Source organism: Rhizobium sp. L43, assembly GCF_002531725.1.
In the GTDB taxonomy this organism is placed as follows: Bacteria; Pseudomonadota; Alphaproteobacteria; order Rhizobiales; family Rhizobiaceae; genus Rhizobium.
Genome location: NZ_NWSQ01000001.1, coordinates 232,091 through 251,182 on the forward strand (window position 1 = coordinate 232,091; position 19,092 = coordinate 251,182).

Here is a 19,092-nt window from a genome sequence, read left to right on the forward strand (position 1 = left end):
GCGCCGCTAAGCGGCACACACGCTAAGCAGAGAGGAAACGTCCTTCAATGAACGCGGCAATATCGGCCCGTAAAGGAGATTTAGCCGTAAGCGCGTCGATGCGGTAAAAATCGTGCTGCTTGCCAGCGTAGGTTTTCCAGCACCTGGGAACAGCCTTGTTCCAGCCTTCAGCCGGCCGATATGGATCGAGCTCGCCCCAGAATACCATGCTGGGTATATTCAGCGGCGACGTTTCGAAGCGCAATCTGGTCGAGGACACGCAGACCAGGGCCTGGAGTCCCAGACCCTCTTTGACCGCATTCCACAAAGCAGTTCCACCGGCGCTGAAACCGATCCCTAAGCAGCTGCGTCCGTCAATCTCGCGAAGTGCGCGAACCGCATGCCGCATGCCGTCGCCGTTGAAAAGATGGTGGTGAAGCTCATCTCCACGCAGACCGGGTCGACCACTCAGGTCGGCGAGCTGCAACATGCGCTGCTTGGCGCCCGCAACATCCAATAGTTCGGCGACAGTTTCGGGAAAGCCGTGGATATCGCTAACCACCAACACGTGCTGCATCAATTCGGCGGTGCCGCTCTTCGTTGTGATAGAGGATAAGACAGCCGCCGGACTTGCCGGCGGACTTGCCGCGGTTCGAATTATTCGCGCTGCTCCAGCGCCCTGCTGAAGGCGAGTGCCGCCAGCGTGCAGATGGCGCCGGACAGCAGGTAGTAGCCGACGAAGGTCAGGCCGAAGCGGCTGGAGAGGCTGAGCGCCACCAGCGGCGCAAAACCGGCGCCGATCAGCCAGGCAAGATCCGAGGTGAAGGCTGCGCCGGTATAGCGGTAGCCGCGGCCGAAACGCGACGAGATCGAGCCGGTCGCCTGGCCGAAGGACAGGCCGAGCACGCCGAAGCCGATGATGACGAAGGCGTCGTGGCCGCTATTGCCGGAGGCGATCAGGACCGGCCCGACAAAGCTGAAGACGGCGATGATGACGGCGCAGATGGCAAGCTGGGCGCGCCGGCCGATGCGGTCGGCGATCAGGCCCGACGCGATGATCGTGACGATGCCGACCATGGCGCCGATCACCTGCACCACCATGAAGGCGCCGATCGGCTGGTTGCCGTATAGGCTCATCCAGCCGAGCGGGAAGATGGTGACGAGGTGGAACATGGCGAAACTGGCGAGCGGCACGAAGGCGCCGATCAGAATGTCGCGGCCATGCACGCGCAGCACGTCAAGGATCGGTGCGGCTTCCAGCTCGTGCTGTTCGAGCAGGGTGCCGAATTCCTTGGTCATGACCAGGCGCAGACGCGCAAACAGCGCGACGACGTTGATCGCGAAGGCGACGAAGAAAGGATAGCGCCAGCCCCAGGAGAGGAAGTCTTCACTGGAAAGATTGGCGACGAAATAGCCGAACAGCGTGCTTGCCAGCGCAAAGCCGATCGGCGCGCCGAGCTGCGGGATCATCGCATACCAGCCGCGGTGATTGGCCGGCGCGTTGAGCGCCAGCAGCGAGGCAAGACCGTCCCAGGCGCCGCCGAGCGCGAAGCCCTGGCCGAGACGGAAGAGCGCCAGCAGCGCGATCGACCAGACGCCGATCTCTTCGTAACCCGGCAGGAAGGCGATCGAGGCCGTGGAGCCGCCGAGCAGGAAAAGCGCGATCGTCAGCTTGGTGCCGCGCCCATACAGCCGGTCGATGGTCATGAAGACGACGGAGCCGACGGGGCGAGCCAGGAAGGCCAGCGAGAAGATGGCGAAGGAATAGAGCGTGCCCGTCAGCCTGTCCGGCGCGAAGGGGAAGACCAGCTGCGGAAAGACCAGGACGGAGGCGAGACCGTAGACGAAGAAATCGAAGAATTCCGACATGCGACCGATCACCACGCCGACGGCGATGCTGCCTGGCGAAACCGGTTTGTCGTCGTGAATGCGCCGCGCGTCGCGTTCGAGCGACGACGATGAAGGTCCGTAATGCGATGTTGTAGCCATGAAACGCCTCCCTCGTTGAAGCGCTTTCGCCAAGGCGCCTCAGCCTGATCTTGATCAAACCTGCAGGCTTATCAAGTCCGTAAGACGTAAATAGTTCGTCATCACGACTCAAAATGAGGCACAGACGGGAAAAATAGCGTGATCCGGACCGCGATTTTCCCATGGGAACGCTGGCGTGGCCGGCTCTTGCGGATATATTGGGTGAAACATGCGCTCGCGAAAAATCCTTCTTGATTTCGTCAGGATTTCAAAGCACTAGCGCACAAGATTTGTGCCGCATTGCGGCATGATTGTTGCACTGCGACCTTCCGCCTCATGTCGCTATCGGGTTCAGTGCTTTAGTCGCGAACGAAATGAAACAACAAGAGCTTAGAGACGTGCCAAAACTCATGAAGTTTTCCCGCCTTCTATCCGTCTTGCCGCTGCTTTTCCTGGCAGGATGCAACATGGTGGTCATGGCGCCATCCGGCGACATCGCCATGCAACAGCGCGATCTCATCGTCATCTCGACGGTGCTGATGCTGCTGATCATCATCCCGGTGATCTTTCTGACGCTGTTCTTCGCCTGGCGCTACCGCCGTTCCAATACGGCCGCGACTTACGCGCCGGAATGGCACCATTCGACCCGCTTGGAAATCGTGATCTGGGCAGCCCCGCTGGCGATCATCATCGCGCTCGGCGCCGTAACCTGGATTTCCACCCATAAGCTCGATCCCTATCGCCCGCTCGACCGCCTCGATGCGGAGCGCGCCATCCCGGCCGATACCAAGCCGCTCATCGTCGAGGTCGTGGCGCTAGACTGGAAGTGGCTGTTCTTCTATCCCGAACTCGGCATTGCCACGGTCAACGAGCTCGCCGCCCCTGTGGACATGCCGATCAATTTCAAGATCACCGCCTCCTCGGTGATGAACTCCTTCTACATCCCTGCCCTTGCCGGTCAGATCTACGCTATGCCGGGCATGGAGACCAAGCTGCACGCCGTCATCAATCGGGAAGGCGAGTACGACGGCTTCTCCGCCAATTACAGCGGCGCCGGCTTCTCGCACATGCGCTTCAAGTTCCATGGCCTGACCCGCGAGGGCTTCGACGCCTGGGTGGCTAGGGTCAAGCAGCAGGGCACGATGCTCAACCGCGACGCCTATCTGAAGCTCGAGAAGCCGAGCGAGAAGGAACCGGTGCGTTATTATGCCGGCGCCGATGCCGACCTTTACAACGCCATCCTCAATATGTGCGCCACGCCGGGCAAGATGTGCATGAACGAGATGATGCACATCGACATGATGGGCGGCGGCGGCAAGGAAAGTGCGGAGAATCGCGAGAAGCTGCGATATGACGGCCGCCATGCCGACGAAGGCATCGTGACGCCGGCGGCCATGCCGGCAGCGGAGGCCCCGGCCGGAAGCGAGCCCGCCGAGCATAGCGACGGCAACAGCATGCAGCACGACATGCCCGGCATGAGCAATGGCGCCGATCCGGCGCCGGCGCAACTCAACAACAACAATTAACCTGGCGCTTTGCGTCGCAAGACATAATGAACGGGTTGTTCCATGTTTTCCAATCCTGACCTCCTGAAGTTCGTCTTCGGCCGGTTGACCCTCGATGCCATCCCCTATCACGAGCCGATTCTGGTCGTGACCTTCATCGGCGTCGTCATCGGCGCCATCGCGGTGCTCGGCCTCATCACCTATTTCAAGTTCTGGGGCCCGCTCTGGCGCGACTGGATCTGCAGCGTCGATCACAAGAAGATCGGCATCATGTATGTGATCCTCGCCGTCATCATGCTGTTGCGCGGCTTCTCCGACGCGATCCTGATGCGCATCCAGCAGGCGATCGCCTTCAACGGTTCGGAGGGCTATCTGCCGCCGCACCATTACGACCAGGTCTTCACCGCCCACGGCGTCATCATGATCTTCTTCGTGGCGATGCCCTTCGTCACCGGCCTGATGAACTTCGTGGTGCCGCTGCAGATCGGCGCGCGCGACGTCTCCTTCCCCTTCCTCAACAACTTCTCGTTCTGGATGACCACCGCCGGCGCGATCATCATCATGCTGTCGCTGTTCATCGGCGAATTCGCCCAGACCGGCTGGCTCGCCTACCCGCCGCTGTCGGGCGCGGCCTACAGTCCGGGCGTCGGCGTCGATTATTATATCTGGGGCCTGCAGGTGGCCGGCGTCGGAACGACCCTGTCGGGCATCAACCTGATCGCCACCATCGTCAAGATGCGCGCGCCGGGCATGACCTTCATGAAGATGCCGGTCTTCACCTGGACGGCGCTCTGCACCAACGTGCTGATCGTCGCCTCCTTCCCGATCCTGACCGCCACCCTCGCCCTGCTGTCGCTCGACCGTTATGCCGGAACCAACTTCTTTACCAACGACCTCGGCGGCAATCCGATGATGTACATCAACCTCATCTGGATCTGGGGTCATCCGGAGGTCTACATCCTGGTGCTGCCGGCCTTCGGCATCTTCTCGGAAGTCGTCGCCACCTTCTCCGGCAAGCGCCTGTTCGGCTACGCCTCGATGGTCTACGCCACCTGCGTGATCATGATCCTGTCCTATATCGTCTGGCTGCACCACTTCTTCACGATGGGCTCGGGTGCCTCCGTCAACTCCTTCTTCGGCATCACCACGATGATCATCTCGATCCCGACGGGAGCGAAGATGTTCAACTGGCTCTTCACCATGTATCGCGGCCGCATCCGCTATCAGGTGCCGATGCTGTGGACGGTCGGCTTCATGGTGACCTTCGTCATCGGCGGCATGACCGGCGTCATGCTTGCGGTGCCGCCGGCCGACTTCGTGCTGCACAACTCGCTGTTCCTGATCGCCCACTTCCACAACGTCATCATTGGCGGCGTTCTCTTCGGCATGTTCGCCGGCGTGAACTACTGGTTCCCGAAGGCCTTCGGCTTCAAGCTCGATCCCTTCTGGGGCAAGATGAGCTTCTGGTTCTGGCAGATCGGCTTCTGGTTCGCCTTCATGCCGCTCTATGTGCTCGGCCTGATGGGCGTCACCCGCCGCATGAGCCAGTTCGAGGACCCGTCGATACAGATCTGGTTCATCATCGCCGCCTTCGGCGTCGGGCTGATCGCGCTCGGTATTGCCGCCTTCCTGATCCAGATCGTCGTCAGCTTCATGAAACGCGAGGAGTTGCGCGACGACAGCGGCGATCCCTGGGATGGCCGCACGCTGGAATGGTCGACCTCCTCGCCGCCGCCCGAATACAACTTCGCCCTGACGCCGGTCGTGCACGATCATGACGGCTGGTACGACATGAAGAACCGCGGCTATGCGCGTCCGCTGGAAGGTTTCCGGCCGATCCATATGCCGAAGAACACCGGCACCGGCGCGATCCTGTCTGCTATCAGCGTCGCACTCGCCTTCGGCCTGATCTGGTACATGTGGTGGCTGGTCGTCGTCTCCTTCGTCGCCATGCTGGCGGTGGCGATCGGCCATACCTTCAACTACAGACGCGACTTCTACATCCCCGCCGAAGAGGTAACCGAAACGGAAGGCAAGCGCACTGCGCTGCTTGCCGAGCAGGTGTAAGAGACCATGAGCGATCACACCATCGACACGGCCGAAAAGCCTGAATTCTACCTGACGGAAGACCATCATCCGGAGAACAGCACCAATCTCGGTTTCTGGCTCTACCTGATGAGCGACTGCCTGATCTTCGCGGTGCTGTTTGCCACGCATGGCGTGCTCGGCCGCAATTATGCCGCCGGCCCGTCGCCGGCCGATCTCTTCGATCTGCCGATCGTTGCCCTCAACACCTCGATGCTGCTGTTCTCCTCGATCACCTATGGCTTCGCCATGCTGCAGATGGAGCGCAACGCCAAGGCGGAAACGCTGTTCTGGCTTGGCGTCACAGGCCTGTTCGGCGCAGCCTTCATCGGGCTCGAACTCTATGAGTTCATCCACCTGATCCATGAAGGCGCCGGGCCGACGCGCAGCGCCTTCCTGTCTTCCTTCTTCACGCTGGTCGGCACGCACGGTCTGCACGTCACCTTCGGCATCATCTGGCTGATCACGCTGATGGTGCAGGTGTCGATGCACGGCTTGATCGAGGCCAATCGCCGCCGCCTGATGTGCCTTTCGATGTTCTGGCACTTCCTCGACGTCGTCTGGATCGGCGTCTTTTCCTTCGTCTATCTGCTGGGAGTTCTCGGATGAGTTCGCAAGCACCCGCCCATGAGGATGCCCACGAGGCGCATCACGGCCACAGCCACGGCCATCAGGCCGGCCACGGCACGTTCCGCAGCTATATGGCGGGCTTCGTGCTCTCCGTCATCCTCACCGCCATTCCCTTCTGGCTAGTTATGTCGGGCGTGATCGCCAGCCCGGCGCTGACGGCGGTGCTGGTGATGGGCCTCGGCGCCATCCAGATCGTCGTCCATATGGTCTTCTTCCTGCACATGAATACCAGGAGCGAGGGCGGCTGGACGATCATGGCGCTGATCTTCACCCTCATCATCGTCGCCATCGCGCTTTCCGGCTCGCTCTGGGTCATGCATCATCTCAACACCAACATGATGCCGATGAGCCCCGAGATGATGAAGAACATGCCGTGACAGTCACGAAGGGGCGGCGGCAGCGCCGCCCGCAGGCTCCCTCGGAAAAGTCCGATCAACGGCGTCATCAGGTAAAACGCGCGATCTTCGCCGTCTGCCTGCTGCTGCTGGCCGCGGCACTCGCAGCCCTCGGCACCTGGCAGGTGCAGCGCCTCGCCTGGAAACGCGATCTCATCGCCCGCGTCGAAGAGCGTGTGCATGCCGCACCCGCAACCGCACCGGCGCGCGCCGATTGGGACAAGGTCAATGCCGCCGACGACGAATATCGGCGGGTGACGGCAGCAGGAACGCTGGCGAACGACAAGGAAACGCTGGTCTATGCCTCCACGATGCTCGGCCCGGGCTATTGGGTGATGACGCCGCTGACGCTTGCCGATGGGACATCAATCCTCGTCAATCGCGGCTTCGTGCCGACCGACAGGCGCGACCCGGCCACGCGCCGCGAGGGGCAACCATCAGGGCCGGCCGAGATCACCGGGCTGATGCGGATGACGGAGCCGAAGGGATCGCTGCTGCGGTCCAATGACGTCGCGGCCGACCGCTGGTATTCGCGCGATGTCGCGGCGATCGCTGCAAAGCGCGGTGTGGGTGCGGTCGCGCCCTTTTTCATCGACGCCGATGCCACGGCCAATCCGGGCGGCCTGCCCGTCGGCGGCCTCACCATCATCCATTTCCCCAACAACCATTTCATCTATGCGATCACCTGGTATGGGCTGGCGGCGATGGTGCTGGCATTGCTGCTGTTCATCCTGCGCGCCGAGATCGGGAGAAGCCGCCGGGAATAGTCCGGGGATACGAGCCCTCCGGCAAGCCCGAGCGCACCGCATTAATAGCTCGTAAAGCGATGTCCGATACTGCTTGCCTGAACAGAATATTTAAAAAGCTGCACATGAGCCGGCCGGATTACATCCCCAGTCTCGATGGCCTGCGCGGTATCGCCGCGCTTCTGGTCGTTCAAGCGCATATCGGACTTGTCTTTCCGAACACAGCCCAGCATGTCATGACGATGGGCAGCGAAGCCGTCGGCTTGTTCTTTGCGCTCAGTGGCTTTCTGATGAGCCATCTCTACGGTTCACGGCCGGTGACCAAAGAAAACGTCCTGGATTTTCTTGTCAGCCGCTTTGCCCGCATCTATCCGGTCTATCTGGCTGCCGTCGTGCTCGTGGCGGTGCTGTCCGGCATGCAGAATCTCAACTTCATTCAGCCGATTGCCGGCGGCATGGACTTTGTGCGTCATGTCTTGCTGCTGGGCTCGAGTGGCGTTTTCTGGTCAATTCCACCTGAAATTCAATTCTATCTGCTCTTCCCGGTCCTATGGCTTTGCCTCGCCCGCCCGCAGCGTTATGGCGGCGTGATCGTAGGTTTCGCAGTGGTCGTCGCCGTGGACGGTCTGCTGGAATTGCCGGGGCCTGGGATCATGCTCGTTTCCAAGCTGCCTTACTTTCTTTTCGGCGCACTTGCCGGGACGATGCATTCCCACTGGGACAGATGGACGCCATCTGCCTTCACGGGAATTTTCACGCTGTTGCTTCTGGCGGTGTTCTTCACTTACAGGCATGTCGTGCCGAGTTTTTCCCCCGAATTTTGGGGTCTGCAAAGCGCGGTCGCGGCAGCCGTCATTGTGGCGCTCGTCGCCCGGCAACCGCCCATCGCCGCCTCTGTCCTTTCAGCCGCACCCGTGAGGTTTTTGGGCACGATCAGCTTCTCACTCTATCTCTTCCACGTGCCCATCATGTTCCTTGCCCGTCGGACATTTGATAGCCTGATGCCCGAACCGGCGCTGATCGGGGTGACGCTTGCCATTGCGGCAGGCGGAGCATGGTTCATTCACGAGACGATAGAAGTCCCAAGCCGACGGCTGCTTGTCGGCTTGTGGCAGCATCACCGGTGGCGCATGGCCCCGCGCGAAACTCCGGCTGAAGAAATTGAACGCGCAATCCTCGACCTCAAAGAGACCGAACAACGCCTCCACAGCGGCACAACGTCACCCACGGCGGGTGAACTCCGGGAGGCCGAAAACAATGGCGACGAGACGCTCCGCGCCTTTGCGTTCCTTAGGAAGCAACCCGGCTGATCGCCTCGGCGAGCTGCGCCTGCGAGAAAGGCTTGCCGAGACGGGGCAGGTTGGCGATTGCCGTTCCTTCGGGGAGCTCGGCGTAACCGGTTGCGAGAATGATCGGCATTTCAGGCCATTCCTGGCGGATTGCCTCGGCAAGCTGCGCGCCGGTCATGCGCGGCATGGCATGGTCGCAAATCACCAGATCGACCGGCTGCCTGCGCAGGATCTCGAGCGCCTCGGAACCCGCCGTCGCCTCGAACACGGTGTGACCGAGATCTTCCAGCATCAGCGTCGTATTCATCAGGACCAGGCCATCGTCATCGACAGCGACGATGCGCAACCCGGACGGCGCATTTTCCGCCCGTTGCGGCAGATCCGCAGCGGCCGTGGCCACCCGCGTGGCAGTGACGACCGGGAACCACAATTCGGCGGTCGTGCCTTCGCCGGGGCTGCTCTTCAGCATCAGGCGGCCGCCGGACTGGGACGCAAGGCCCTGCACCATGGAAAGGCCGAGACCGGTGCCCTTGCCGACACCCTTGGTGGTGAAGAACGGCGTAATCGCCTGCTCCATCGTCTTTGCGTCCATGCCCTCGCCTTCATCGATCACCGCGATTCTTATATAGCGGCCGGGCGGCAGCGGACGCTTGCCTGATGGCACCGTTTCCTCGGACGCGCGAAGCACGATCCGGCCGCCTGACGGCATGGCATCGCGGGCGTTGACGACGAGGTTCAGGATCGCCATCTCCAGCTGGTTCGGATCGGTCAGGATCGTCGGCAGCCTGACCGGGAAAGAGGTCTCGATCGCCGTGAGGGGACCGAGCGACCGGCTCAGCATATCCATCATGCCGCGCACCAGGCCGGAGACGTCGATCGGCTCCATGTGCAGTTCCTGCCGGCGGGAAAAGGCGAGCATGCGCTGCGTCAACGCAGCGCCCCGCTGCGCACCCTGCATGGCATTGTCAACCAGCGATGTCAGCGACAGATCCTGCGGCATGCGTTTCTTCAGGATTTCGAGACTGCCGAGGACCGCCATCAGCAGATTGTTGAAATCATGAGCGATACCGCCGGTCAATTGACCGATCGCCTCCATCTTCTGCGATTGGAACAGTTCTTCGCGCGCCTGCTCCAGCGCCCGCTGGGTCTCCATCTTTTCGGTGATATCGCGGGTGATCTTCGCAAAACCGAGCACACCGCCCTCATCGTCCCGGATGACGTCGATGACGACGCTGGCCCAGAAACGGGTGCCGTCCTTGCGGACCCGCCAGCCTTCCCGCTCGAACCGACCCTCGGCGCGCGCAATGTTGAGCGCCGTTTCCGGCACGCCGGCAGCGCGGTCCTCGGGTGTATAGAAGGTCGAGAAATGCCGGCCGATGATTTCCTTCGGCCGATAGCCCTTGATCCGCTCGGCGCCGAAATTCCAACTGCTGACGTTGCCGTTGGGATCGAGCATGTAGATCGCATAATCCGAAACGCCCTGGATCAGCCGGCGGAATTGTTCCTCGCTCTGGCGGATCGCCTTTTCCGCCGCCCTGCGTTCGGTCAGGTCGCGGGTGATTTTGGCATAGCCGATGAGCTCGCCGGAAGGACGGCGGATCGGATCGATGATCACATGCGCCCAGAAGCGGGTTCCATCCTTGCGCTGGCGCCAGCCTTCCCCCTCGAACCGCCCCTGCTCCGCCGCCGTGGCGAGCGCGCGCGCCGGTATTCCCGCGGCGCGGTCCTCTTCCAGATAGAAACGGGAAAAATGCTCGCCGAGAATTTCGGAAGGCTTGTAACCCTTGAAACGCTGAGCGCCGGTATTCCAGCTGGTAACGATGCCTTCGGGGCTCAGCATATAGATGGCGTAGTCGGTGATGGCATCGACCAGAAGGCGAAAGCGTCCCTCTTCGTTAAGGGACGTATCATGTCGATTCTGCGCTTCCATCAGCCCCTCGTGGTCACCAGCGCTTTATAACGCTGCGGCAGGCGGATGGTTCCGAAACGGCCTCAAATTTTCAGACCGCCTTGACCTGCGGGTAGAAGCGCTCGCCGACACGCTCGGCAGCGGCATAGGCCTGCGAGACGATCTCCGGCACGAGATCGATATCGGGCAGGCTGCCGAGGCCGAGCGGGCCGACGGCATAGAGCCCGGCGACCGTCGAGCCGTCCTCGAGGAAGGGCTCGCCGCGCGCATTGACCGCGAGCCCGAGCGACAGCTCGTCCGGCATGGCAAGACCGGCCGAAAGCAGGCTTTGCATCAGCGGCGCCGAGAGATCCGGCGCCTGACAGCGACAATCGATGATGCGTTCGGCGTGGATGACCTCCTCGGCGGCGGCACCGGCCGGCGTGAAGAACAGGCCGCTCAGGCCCCGGCGGCCGACCCGGCCGCGGCGCAGCACGGTGCGGCCTTCGGCGAGCTCGCGTTTCAGCCGCAGGTGCATGGCCTCCGGCAGGCGGTTGCGATGGCTGTCGTAGATTGCGCGGAGGTGCCGGTTGAACTGATGTTTGTCGCGCGCCGGCAGCGAACGCCACAGCGAGCGGGCGTGTCTGCGCAGGCCGTTCATCACCGATTGCCAGCTTCGGCCCTCGTCCTCCGCCTCGCGACAGGCCTGGCGGATAAAGCGGACGATCTCAGGCAGGCTCTCAGGCAGCGCTTCGGCCGGGAAGACCGGATCGGCGGAATTCGGCGTATGGCTCTGGGGCAGGAAGCCGCGCCTGGAGATGATCGTCACCTGGCCGGCATAGCCGGAATCGCGCAGCTGCAGCAGCTGGTCGACGACGCGGATGCCGCTGCCGAGCAGCACCGCATGCGGCCGCGCGACGAGGCGCTGGGCCCGGACCGGCGAAGCTTCCGGCTCGCCGGCATCCGGCGCAGTCAGGCCGTAGCCGGTGGCCAGCATCACGGTATCGAACAGCGGATTGGCGGGATTGGCGCTTTCGAGCAGGAAGCGGTGGCCGTGGCTCCTGCGGATTGCCACGACCGGATCGTTGCAGACCTGGACGGTGATATCCCGGCGGGCGGCGAGCGCTTCGGAAAAGCGCTGATAGACATAATCGCTAAAGATCTCCTTCGGCACGAAGATCTGCCGGAAGCCGGGGATGGCGGCCGGCACGGCGGCGCGGAAGGCGGCGTTGCTGCAGAGCCAGTCGTTGAAATCGTCGTTGTCGCCGAGCGAGACCGAAAGATCGCGCACGCGGGTGTTGAGAATCGTCGAGGCGCGGACCGAGGCCAGCGCCTGCCCGCCGCTGACCGACGAATTCGGATCGAACAGCTGCAGGTGGAAGGGCGCACGCACCGTCTTCATCAGCGCGATCGCCGTCATCATCCCGGAAAAGCCGCGCCCGACGATCGCAATGCGCGGTACCGCGGATATCTGCGCCGCCGCATTGGCTCTCGCCGAAAAAAGTCCCTGAACCGTCATCGCAACTCCTTTGCGGCTTCATCCGAACCGTGGGTCGATCGAGGTTTCAACGCATAAAACAGCGGGTCACGCGTTGATGAGGTTCATGCGGCCATTCACAAACATCTGCCGCAGGATCGGGGTCCGTAAAGGCGGCCCCGCATGGGAACTAGGGGAGCGATCACGCTCGTCCATAGTCTATTAAACTAGTCGTGTATGAAAGCGCTAAAAACCGCAGGTGGCAAGGGGTTTGTTGCAACCGCAGCGTAAACCATTGGAGCAAAACGTATTTTTAACGGGGGCGCGGCTTGCGCCGCTCCCTCAGCGACCCGATGGCAGCGCCTCAGCCGCCTTCGCCGGGATAGTGCTTCGTCTTCAGCAGGCCGGCCAGATGCGCCGTGTTGCGCGCCAGCATGTCGACTGAAGTCGCCACCACCTTCGGCACCTTGTCGAGATCGACGAAATTGGTGGAACCCATCGCCTCGCCGACCCAATAGGCGACCGCATTGGCAGGAATGGTGAAGCCGACATCGTTCAGCGCCTGGAAGAGTTCGGCCGACACATGATGGGCGCCGTCCTCATTGCCGACGACGGCGACGGCCGCGACCCTGCCATAGGAGACCATACGGCCCTGATCGTCGGTCTCGTCGAGGAAGGCGTCCATGCGCTCCAGCGCCCGCTTGCAGACACTGGACGGCTGGCCGAGCCAGATCGGCGTCGCCATGATGAGGATATCGGCGGCGAGCACCTTCGCGCGGATGCCAGGCCAGTCATCGCCGGCCCCTTCGTCCGATGTGACGCCCGGCTTGACGTTGAAATCGGCAAGGCGCAGCACTTCGGTCCCGACGTCATAGGCCGACATCGCCTTGTCGATCAGGCGGATCATCCGGTCGGTCGAAGACGCTTCCTTGGCATCGCTGGTTTTCAGTGTGGCGTTGAGGGCGAGGGCTTTGAGCGGCATATGTCTCTCCGGAAAGGATTGCCCGACAGGAGTGCCGGAGGGGGTTTGCCTGCTGCAACCCACCCGCGCGCCGATTGTTCCCAGGGGATGCGAGGGGACCTCACGTAAAAATAACCAACTGGTGAATTCTTTACTTGAACCCCCAAATGGAATCGGCAAAAGTGACGGTGCAATCAATCCCTTCATGGATTTGCCGTCTTTTCGGGCCAGCGTCCGACCACACATCATTTGGAAAAAATACCGTGAGCAGCGATGCGTTAATACGCGCGACGAAGCCTTCGGCTTCGATGGCGCTTGCAACTGCGGCAGGCTGGGGCCGAGGCCTCTACACATTGGTGCGCATCACCATGATGGCCTTCCGCCACCCCTGGCAATCCGGCTTTGCGATCGGCGCCACGCTTGTCGCCTCCACCTTCCAGCTGATGATCCCGCGCCTTCTCGGCCAGGCGGTCGACCACACGCAGATGGCGATGAGCGGCGGCGCGGCTGGCCAGGCGGCGCAGGACGCGCTTCTGACCACGGCGCTGCTGCTGCTCGGCGCGGCCGTGCTGCGCGGCCTCTTCACCATGGTGCAGAACTATTACAGCGAAGCCGTCGGCCATCACATCGGCTACGAGTTGCGACTGGCCTGCTATGAAAAGATCCAGCGGCTCTCTTTCAGCTTTCACGACACGGTGCATTCCGGCGACCTGATCACCATCGGCCTGCTCGATCTCGAAGGCGTGCGCATGTATTTTTCCACCGCGCTCGTCCGGATGATTCTGTTGTCGATCCTGATCGGCATCGGCGCCTATATGCTGCTGTCGACCGATGTCGTGCTCGGCCTTCTCTCGCTCTCCTTCGTGCCCTTCGTCGGCTGGCGCTCCTCGGTGACGCAGCTCCGGCTGCGCGCCACCTGGCTTGACCTGCAGGAGCGGCTTTCGGTGCTGACCCGCATCATGGAGGAAAATCTCGGCGGTATCCGCGTCGTGCGCGCCTTTGCCGCACAGGACCACGAAATGTCGAAATTCGAGGCGGCGTCGAAGAATGCGCTGGCGCTCGCGCATCAGCGCGTCGGCATCCGCGTCGTCAACACCAGCGCCATGACCTTCTCCTTCTTCGCGGCGATGGGCCTGGTGCTCTGGGTCGGCGGCGGCAAGGTGATGTCGGGCGAGATCACCGTCGGCACGCTGGCCTCGTTTCTGACCTTCATGACCATCCTGCAGATGCCGGTGCGCCAGCTCGGCCTGATGGTCAATGCCTTTGCCCGCGCCTCCACCTGTGGCTCGCGCCTCTTTGCCCTGCTCGACCTCGACATATCAATCAAGGATGCGCCGGATGCCAAGGAATTGAAGCTCACCGACGGCGTGCTGCGCTTCGACAATGTCAGCTTCGCCTATCCGGGTTCGGAAAAGCGCACCGTGCTCCACGATGTCTCCTTCGAGGCGAGCCGCGGCCAGACGATCGGCATCGTCGGCCCTCCGGGCAGCGGCAAGTCGACCATCGCCCATCTGATCCCGCGCTTCTACGACGTTGCCGGCGGCAAGATCACCATCGACGGCCAGGATATCCGCAAGGCGACGCTGCAATCGCTGCGCCGGGCGGTGGCCGTCGTGCAGCAGGATTCCTTCCTGTTCACGACGACGATCGAAAACAACATCGCCTATGGCGACCCCTGGGCGAAGGAAGGCCGCATCGAGCGCGCCAGCGAAAGCGCCCAGCTGCACAATTACGTGCTCGGCCTGCCCATCGGTTACGGCACCGTCGTCGGCGAGCGCGGCGTTTCGCTGTCCGGCGGCCAGCGGCAGCGTCTTTCGATCGCCCGCGCGCTGATGCTGAAGCCGGCGGTGATGGTGTTCGACGATTCGACGGCGGCGATCGACGCCGCCACCGAGCAGCGCATCCGCAGCGCCATGCGCCGCTATGCCGCCGACCGCGTCACGATCATCGTCGCCCATCGCCTGAGTTCGCTGATGCATGCCGACCAGATCCTGTTCGTTGAAGACGGAAGGATCGTCGAACGCGGAACGCATGCGGCGCTGCTGTCGCTCGGCGGGCGCTACAAGGCGCTCTACGATCTTCAGGTGCGGCCGGGCGACGAAGTGTTGAGCGCATGATGATTAGGCGGCGGCGTTTCCCCTTCCTCCCTCATTCCTGTGCTCGTCACAGGAATCCAGTGCGCCCAAGTCCTTGGGCGCGGGAGACTTTTTCAACCGCCGCATTGAGTCATTCACCGCGCCGACGCGCGGTGGCTGGATTCCTGTGACGAGCACAGGAATGAGGGGAGGAGAGGTTACTCCTCGACAACCACTTCGGTGCGGATCGAGGCTATCCGCGGCCAACAGTCGGCTAAATTAGAACAAAAGCCTTGGTACTAAGGAGACGACGATGGCCGAGGAACTGGAAACCGAGCGTCCCGACGTTCGCGAGGATGGACGCCGCCCGCCGCGGGCGGTGGTCGGTTCGCATCGCGTCGAGGAGGAGATGTTCGGCAAGGCCTTCGACGGCAATATCGTCAAGCGCATCTGGGCCTTCGTTCATCCCTATCGCCGCCAGGTCGCCTGGGCTATTGTCGCCGTCCTGACCTTCACGATGATTCAGCTGCTGATCCCGCTGATCATCCGCTATGCCATCGACCACGGCATGTCGCCGGGCGGCAATCCTTCGGCGCTGATCTGGGCGATCGCCGCCTTCGCCATTGCCATCCTCATCAACTATGCCGCCAGCTACGCGCAGGAGACGCTGGTCGGTGGCGTGGCGGAAGACGTGCTCTTCGATATCCGCAGGGCGATGTTTTCGCATCTCCAGCGCGTCTCGCTCTCCTTCATGGACAAGACCGAAGTGGGGCGGCTGATGTCGCGCCTGCAGGGCGACGTCAACTCGATGCAGGAATTCCTCGAAACCTCGGTGCTGTCAGTCGGCGACATCGTGCTGCTCTTCGGCATCGTCTTCGTGATGCTCTATCTCGATTTCAAGCTGGGGCTGCTGACGCTCTCGGTGCTGCCGGTGCTCTTCGTCGTCCGGCTGTTCTGGCTGCCGCTCGCCCGCAAATCCTTCATGGCGGCGCATGAGACCAATTCGGTCGCGAACGGCGCGCTTGCCGAAGCGATCCACGGCGTGCGCGCCATCCAGAGCATGGACCGGCAGGGCGTCAACTTCACCCTCTATGACGACAAGGCGCGTGCCAACCTCCTGACCCATCTGACGGCCGCACGTTATGCGCAGGTGATGGTGCCGATCGTCGACAGCCTGACCGGCGTGGCGATGGCGCTCGTCATCGTCGTCGGCGGCGCCCGTGTGCTCAACCAGGCGCTCGATGTCGGCGTGCTCGTCGCCTTCCTGTTCTACATCCAGCGCTTCTTCGACCCGATCCGTTCGCTGACCCTGCAATATTCGGTGATGCAGCGCGCCATGGCGTCGGGCCAGCGGCTGACCGAAGTGCTCGACGTGCCTGTCGACATCAAGGACGCGCCCGATGCCACGGCACTGTCGCGCGATATGGACGGCTCGGTCGAATTCAAGGACGTCGTCTTCGGCTATAATCCGAAGCATCCGGTGCTGAAGCATGTCAGCTTCAAGGTCAATCCCGGCGAGACGGTGGCGCTGGTCGGACCGACAGGGTCGGGCAAATCGAGCTGCATGTCGCTGATCCATCGCTTCTACGATGTGCAGCAAGGCCAGGTGCTGGTCGGCGGCCACGATGTGCGCGATCTGACGCAGGATTCGCTCGGGGCGCAGATCGCCATGGTGCTGCAGGAACCCTTCCTGTTCACCGGCACCGTTTTCGAAAACATCCGCTACCACAAGGCGGAGGCGACGCGCGAAGAGGTGATCGAGGCGGCGAAGGCGGTCGGCGCGCACGACTTCATCATGCGCCTGGCCGATGGCTACGACAGCGTTCTCGGCGAGCGCGGCGGCAATCTTTCGCTCGGCCAGCGCCAGCTGTTGAGCTTTGCCCGCGCCCTGGTGGCGGATGCGAAAATCCTCGTGCTCGACGAGGCGACGGCCAATATCGACAGCTATACCGAGATGCTGATCCAGAAGGCGCTGGTGAAGCTGCTCGAAAACCGCACCGGCCTCGTCATCGCCCACCGGCTGGCGACGATCCGCGAAGCCGACCGCATCATCGTGCTGCAGAACGGCGAAATCATCGAGAGCGGCAACCACCGGCAATTGATGAAGAACGGCAAGCTCTATTCCAGACTCTATAATCTCAACTACGCCTCCTTCGACGATATTCCCGAAGACGTGCTGGAAGAGACGACGGCCGCGCAATCGGCGACGTGATAGGCGATGACATGCATTAACGCCTGTTGCAAAGTTTGAACGAACCAACGCGTTGCTGCCGTATTTCCCTTTTATCCGGGTCGAGTGCTATTGAGGAGAATGTTATGAAGAGAGCAATTTGCAGCCTGCTGATCGCCACGGCCCTTGTTGGATCGGCCATTCAGCCTGCTGCCGCCCGCGACCACCGTCATCACGATAACACCGGCCGAATCATCGCCGGCGGCGTTGCCGCAGGTGTCGTTGGCGGGCTGATCGGCGGCGCCATCGCCAATGGCGGCGGCCCTCGCTACGTCGAAGAACCGCGTTATGTCGATGGTCCCCGTTATGTCGAACCGGCGCCGAGATGCTGGTATGAGGACCGCGATGTCCGCAACCGCTATGACGGCGGCTATCATGCCGAAACCGTGCGGGTCTGCGAGTAATCCCTGAATTGTTGCAGCAGTGGTGATCTGATTATCGCCGCTGATTTCGCCGAAGATTGCCCCTCACACTAACCCTCGCCCCGTAAACGGGGCGAGGGTTAGTGCGCTGCGGCTGGTGGGGACGGAGAGGTCGCCGCATGGTCCCTTCGCCCCGCAAGCGGGGGTCCGAAGGACGGGTCGAGACCCGCGGCTCGACCCCGGTGGGGTGGCGGCAGCCGGATGAGGGGCTGGCCGCCGATCTCCGCCGGGGGTTGCGTCCCGCAGCCTCGGCATTTCTCAGAAAAAAATCTGGCTGCGAGCACCGCCTGTCATCCGGCTGTCAGAGACGCCCAATAGCTGAAGCCGATGAATGATGGTCCGGTGAACGGCGCGAAGGCGCCGAAGAAAGAACGCATGCGCTTCGTCAGCGCCGAGCAGGTCGCGCAATTGGCGGGCGTTTCGCGTTCCGCCGTGTCGCGCAGCTTCACGCCGGGCGCAAGCGTGGCGCCGGCAACGCGCGAAAAGGTGCTGCGGGCCGCTGACGAACTCGGCTATCACGTCAATGATCTCGCGCGCGGCGTGCTCGCCAATCAGAGCCGCCTCGTCGGCATCGTCGCGACCCGGCCGGAAGTGGGCTTTCGCGCCCATCTGGCGGCGGCGCTGGCCAAATCGCTGATCCGGCGCGGCAGCATTCCGATCCTGATCAACACCGGTCAGACGGAAGACGAACTGCTCGCCGCCCAGAAAATGCTGATCGGCCACCGCGCCGAGGCGATCATCATCCTGTCCGGCTCGCCGCCGGCAAGTTTCCTCGAACTGGCGCAGCGAAACGGCCAGCCGCTTGTCGTCATCGGCCGTTCGGAGCCCGATGCCGACCATGTGCGCGCCGGCAACTCCGAGGCCTCGCGCAAGGCGGCGACGGCCTTTTACGAAAGCGGCCGGCGGCGGCTGGCGGTCATCGGCTCCAACTCGGGAACGCCTTCTATCGTCGAGCGCGAAAGCGCCTTCCTGGCGACCGCCGGGACGCTCGGCGCATCGGTCACCGTCGCCCGCGGCGGTGATTCCGACTATGACGGCGGCGTCACCGCCGGGCGGGCGCTGTTTTCGGAGACAATAAAGCCCGACGCCGTCTTCTGCGCCAACGACCAGATCGCCTTCGGGCTGATGGATGTCGTGCGCCTGGAAGCGCGGCTGCGCATCCCGGAGGATGTCGCCGTCATCGGTTTCGACGACGTGCCGGAATCCGCCTGGCTGAGTTATCAGCTGACCACCTTCCGGCAGGATCCGCAGACCATGGCGCAGCGCGCCGTCGAACTGATGGAGCGGCGGCTGGAAAATCCGGACGCGCCGCCGGCTTACGAGCGCGTCATTCCGGAACTCGTCATCCGCCAGAGTTTCAGGCCCTAATCCCTCCCCCGGCTTTTCGCAGGCTCCATCCTGTGGCAAGAGAGGATAAACGCGCTCCGACCGGGAGAAAGATC

At 62.6% G+C, this 19,092-nt stretch carries 15 protein-coding genes; 10 read left to right on the forward strand and 5 right to left on the reverse strand.

Features of this window, described 5'->3' with window-relative positions:
• Positions 1–22 precede the first annotated feature (22 nt).
• Entirely contained in the window at positions 23–556 is a 534-nt protein-coding gene (locus CO667_RS01130; protein ID WP_097616529.1) for an alpha/beta hydrolase, read from the reverse strand.
• An 80-nt stretch (positions 557–636) separates the two neighbouring features.
• Positions 637–1,968 carry an MFS transporter gene (locus CO667_RS01135; protein WP_097616530.1) on the reverse strand — a complete coding sequence of 444 codons (1,332 nt, stop codon included), beginning with the start codon at positions 1,966–1,968 and terminating at the stop codon, positions 637–639.
• 377 nt (positions 1,969–2,345) lie between these two features.
• Here CO667_RS01135 and cyoA point away from each other — a divergent pair, with 377 nt between their 5' ends.
• From cyoA to CO667_RS01165, 6 genes are all read left to right on the forward strand, one after another.
• Positions 2,346–3,473 (forward strand): ubiquinol oxidase subunit II, encoded by a 1,128-nt coding sequence (cyoA, locus tag CO667_RS01140; protein ID WP_097616531.1) that lies wholly within the window; start codon positions 2,346–2,348, stop codon positions 3,471–3,473.
• A gap of 42 nt (positions 3,474–3,515) precedes the next feature.
• Entirely contained in the window at positions 3,516–5,519 is a 2,004-nt protein-coding gene (cyoB, locus tag CO667_RS01145) for a cytochrome o ubiquinol oxidase subunit I (protein WP_097616532.1), read from the forward strand.
• Positions 5,520–5,525: 6 nt separating this feature from the next.
• Positions 5,526–6,146 (forward strand): cytochrome o ubiquinol oxidase subunit III, encoded by a 621-nt coding sequence (cyoC, locus tag CO667_RS01150; RefSeq protein ID WP_028756183.1) that lies wholly within the window; start codon positions 5,526–5,528, stop codon positions 6,144–6,146.
• Positions 6,143–6,544, forward strand: coding sequence for a cytochrome o ubiquinol oxidase subunit IV (gene cyoD / locus CO667_RS01155; protein ID WP_097616533.1), 402 nt, complete (start codon positions 6,143–6,145; stop codon positions 6,542–6,544). Before cyoC ends, cyoD begins: the two co-directional genes overlap by 4 nt.
• Positions 6,541–7,329 (forward strand): SURF1 family protein, encoded by a 789-nt coding sequence (locus CO667_RS01160; protein WP_097616534.1) that lies wholly within the window; start codon positions 6,541–6,543, stop codon positions 7,327–7,329. The genes cyoD and CO667_RS01160 overlap by 4 nt, the downstream gene beginning before the upstream one ends.
• A gap of 104 nt (positions 7,330–7,433) precedes the next feature.
• The gene (locus tag CO667_RS01165) at positions 7,434–8,618 is read left to right on the forward strand and encodes an acyltransferase (protein ID WP_097616535.1); all 1,185 of its coding nucleotides are present in this window, start codon (positions 7,434–7,436) and stop codon (positions 8,616–8,618) included.
• Here the strand turns inward: CO667_RS01165 and CO667_RS01170 are convergent.
• From CO667_RS01170 to CO667_RS01180, 3 genes are all read right to left on the reverse strand, one after another.
• A complete protein-coding gene (locus CO667_RS01170) occupies positions 8,599–10,527 on the reverse strand; it encodes a PAS domain-containing sensor histidine kinase (protein WP_097616536.1) in 1,929 nt (642 codons plus the stop codon). The two genes, CO667_RS01165 and CO667_RS01170, sit on opposite strands and share 20 nt — an antisense overlap.
• Before the next feature lie 70 nt (positions 10,528–10,597).
• Positions 10,598–12,004: an FAD/NAD(P)-binding protein gene (locus CO667_RS01175; protein WP_097616537.1), complete on the reverse strand. Its 1,407-nt coding sequence runs from the start codon at positions 12,002–12,004 to the stop codon at positions 10,598–10,600.
• 322 nt (positions 12,005–12,326) lie between these two features.
• Positions 12,327–12,944 carry an NAD(P)H-dependent oxidoreductase gene (locus tag CO667_RS01180; RefSeq protein WP_097616538.1) on the reverse strand — a complete coding sequence of 206 codons (618 nt, stop codon included), beginning with the start codon at positions 12,942–12,944 and terminating at the stop codon, positions 12,327–12,329.
• Between the two features lie 134 nt (positions 12,945–13,078).
• Between CO667_RS01180 and CO667_RS01185 the strand changes: the two genes are divergently transcribed.
• The 4 genes from CO667_RS01185 to CO667_RS01200 all read left to right on the forward strand — a co-directional run bounded on the left by CO667_RS01185 (position 13,079) and on the right by CO667_RS01200 (position 19,018).
• Positions 13,079–15,040, forward strand: coding sequence for an ABC transporter ATP-binding protein (locus CO667_RS01185; protein ID WP_179874033.1), 1,962 nt, complete (start codon positions 13,079–13,081; stop codon positions 15,038–15,040).
• 271 nt (positions 15,041–15,311) lie between these two features.
• Entirely contained in the window at positions 15,312–17,210 is a 1,899-nt protein-coding gene (locus CO667_RS01190) for an ABC transporter ATP-binding protein (RefSeq protein ID WP_097616539.1), read from the forward strand.
• 104 nt (positions 17,211–17,314) lie between these two features.
• Positions 17,315–17,632, forward strand: coding sequence for a hypothetical protein (locus CO667_RS01195; RefSeq protein ID WP_097616540.1), 318 nt, complete (start codon positions 17,315–17,317; stop codon positions 17,630–17,632).
• 345 nt (positions 17,633–17,977) lie between these two features.
• Complete coding sequence (locus CO667_RS01200) at positions 17,978–19,018, forward strand: LacI family DNA-binding transcriptional regulator (protein WP_097616541.1); 1,041 nt, start codon at positions 17,978–17,980, stop codon at positions 19,016–19,018.
• Positions 19,019–19,092 lie beyond the last annotated feature (74 nt).

Excerpts from the sequence above, each read along its gene's own strand:
- CO667_RS01175 (WP_097616537.1), bottom strand. The coding sequence starts at position 12,004 with ATGACGGTTCAGGGACTTTTTTCGGCGAGAGCCAATGCGGCGGCGCAG.
- CO667_RS01165 (WP_097616535.1), top strand. The coding sequence starts at position 7,434 with ATGAGCCGGCCGGATTACATCCCCAGTCTCGATGGCCTGCGCGGTATC.
- cyoB (WP_097616532.1), top strand. The coding sequence starts at position 3,516 with ATGTTTTCCAATCCTGACCTCCTGAAGTTCGTCTTCGGCCGGTTGACC.
- CO667_RS01190 (WP_097616539.1), top strand. The coding sequence starts at position 15,312 with ATGGCCGAGGAACTGGAAACCGAGCGTCCCGACGTTCGCGAGGATGGA.
- CO667_RS01135 (WP_097616530.1), bottom strand. The coding sequence starts at position 1,968 with ATGGCTACAACATCGCATTACGGACCTTCATCGTCGTCGCTCGAACGC.
- cyoC (WP_028756183.1), top strand. The coding sequence starts at position 5,526 with ATGAGCGATCACACCATCGACACGGCCGAAAAGCCTGAATTCTACCTG.
- CO667_RS01200 (WP_097616541.1), top strand. The coding sequence starts at position 17,978 with ATGAATGATGGTCCGGTGAACGGCGCGAAGGCGCCGAAGAAAGAACGC.
- CO667_RS01180 (WP_097616538.1), bottom strand. The coding sequence starts at position 12,944 with ATGCCGCTCAAAGCCCTCGCCCTCAACGCCACACTGAAAACCAGCGAT.
- cyoD (WP_097616533.1), top strand. The coding sequence starts at position 6,143 with ATGAGTTCGCAAGCACCCGCCCATGAGGATGCCCACGAGGCGCATCAC.
- CO667_RS01130 (WP_097616529.1), bottom strand. The coding sequence starts at position 556 with ATGCAGCACGTGTTGGTGGTTAGCGATATCCACGGCTTTCCCGAAACT.
- CO667_RS01195 (WP_097616540.1), top strand. The coding sequence starts at position 17,315 with ATGAAGAGAGCAATTTGCAGCCTGCTGATCGCCACGGCCCTTGTTGGA.
- CO667_RS01170 (WP_097616536.1), bottom strand. The coding sequence starts at position 10,527 with ATGGAAGCGCAGAATCGACATGATACGTCCCTTAACGAAGAGGGACGC.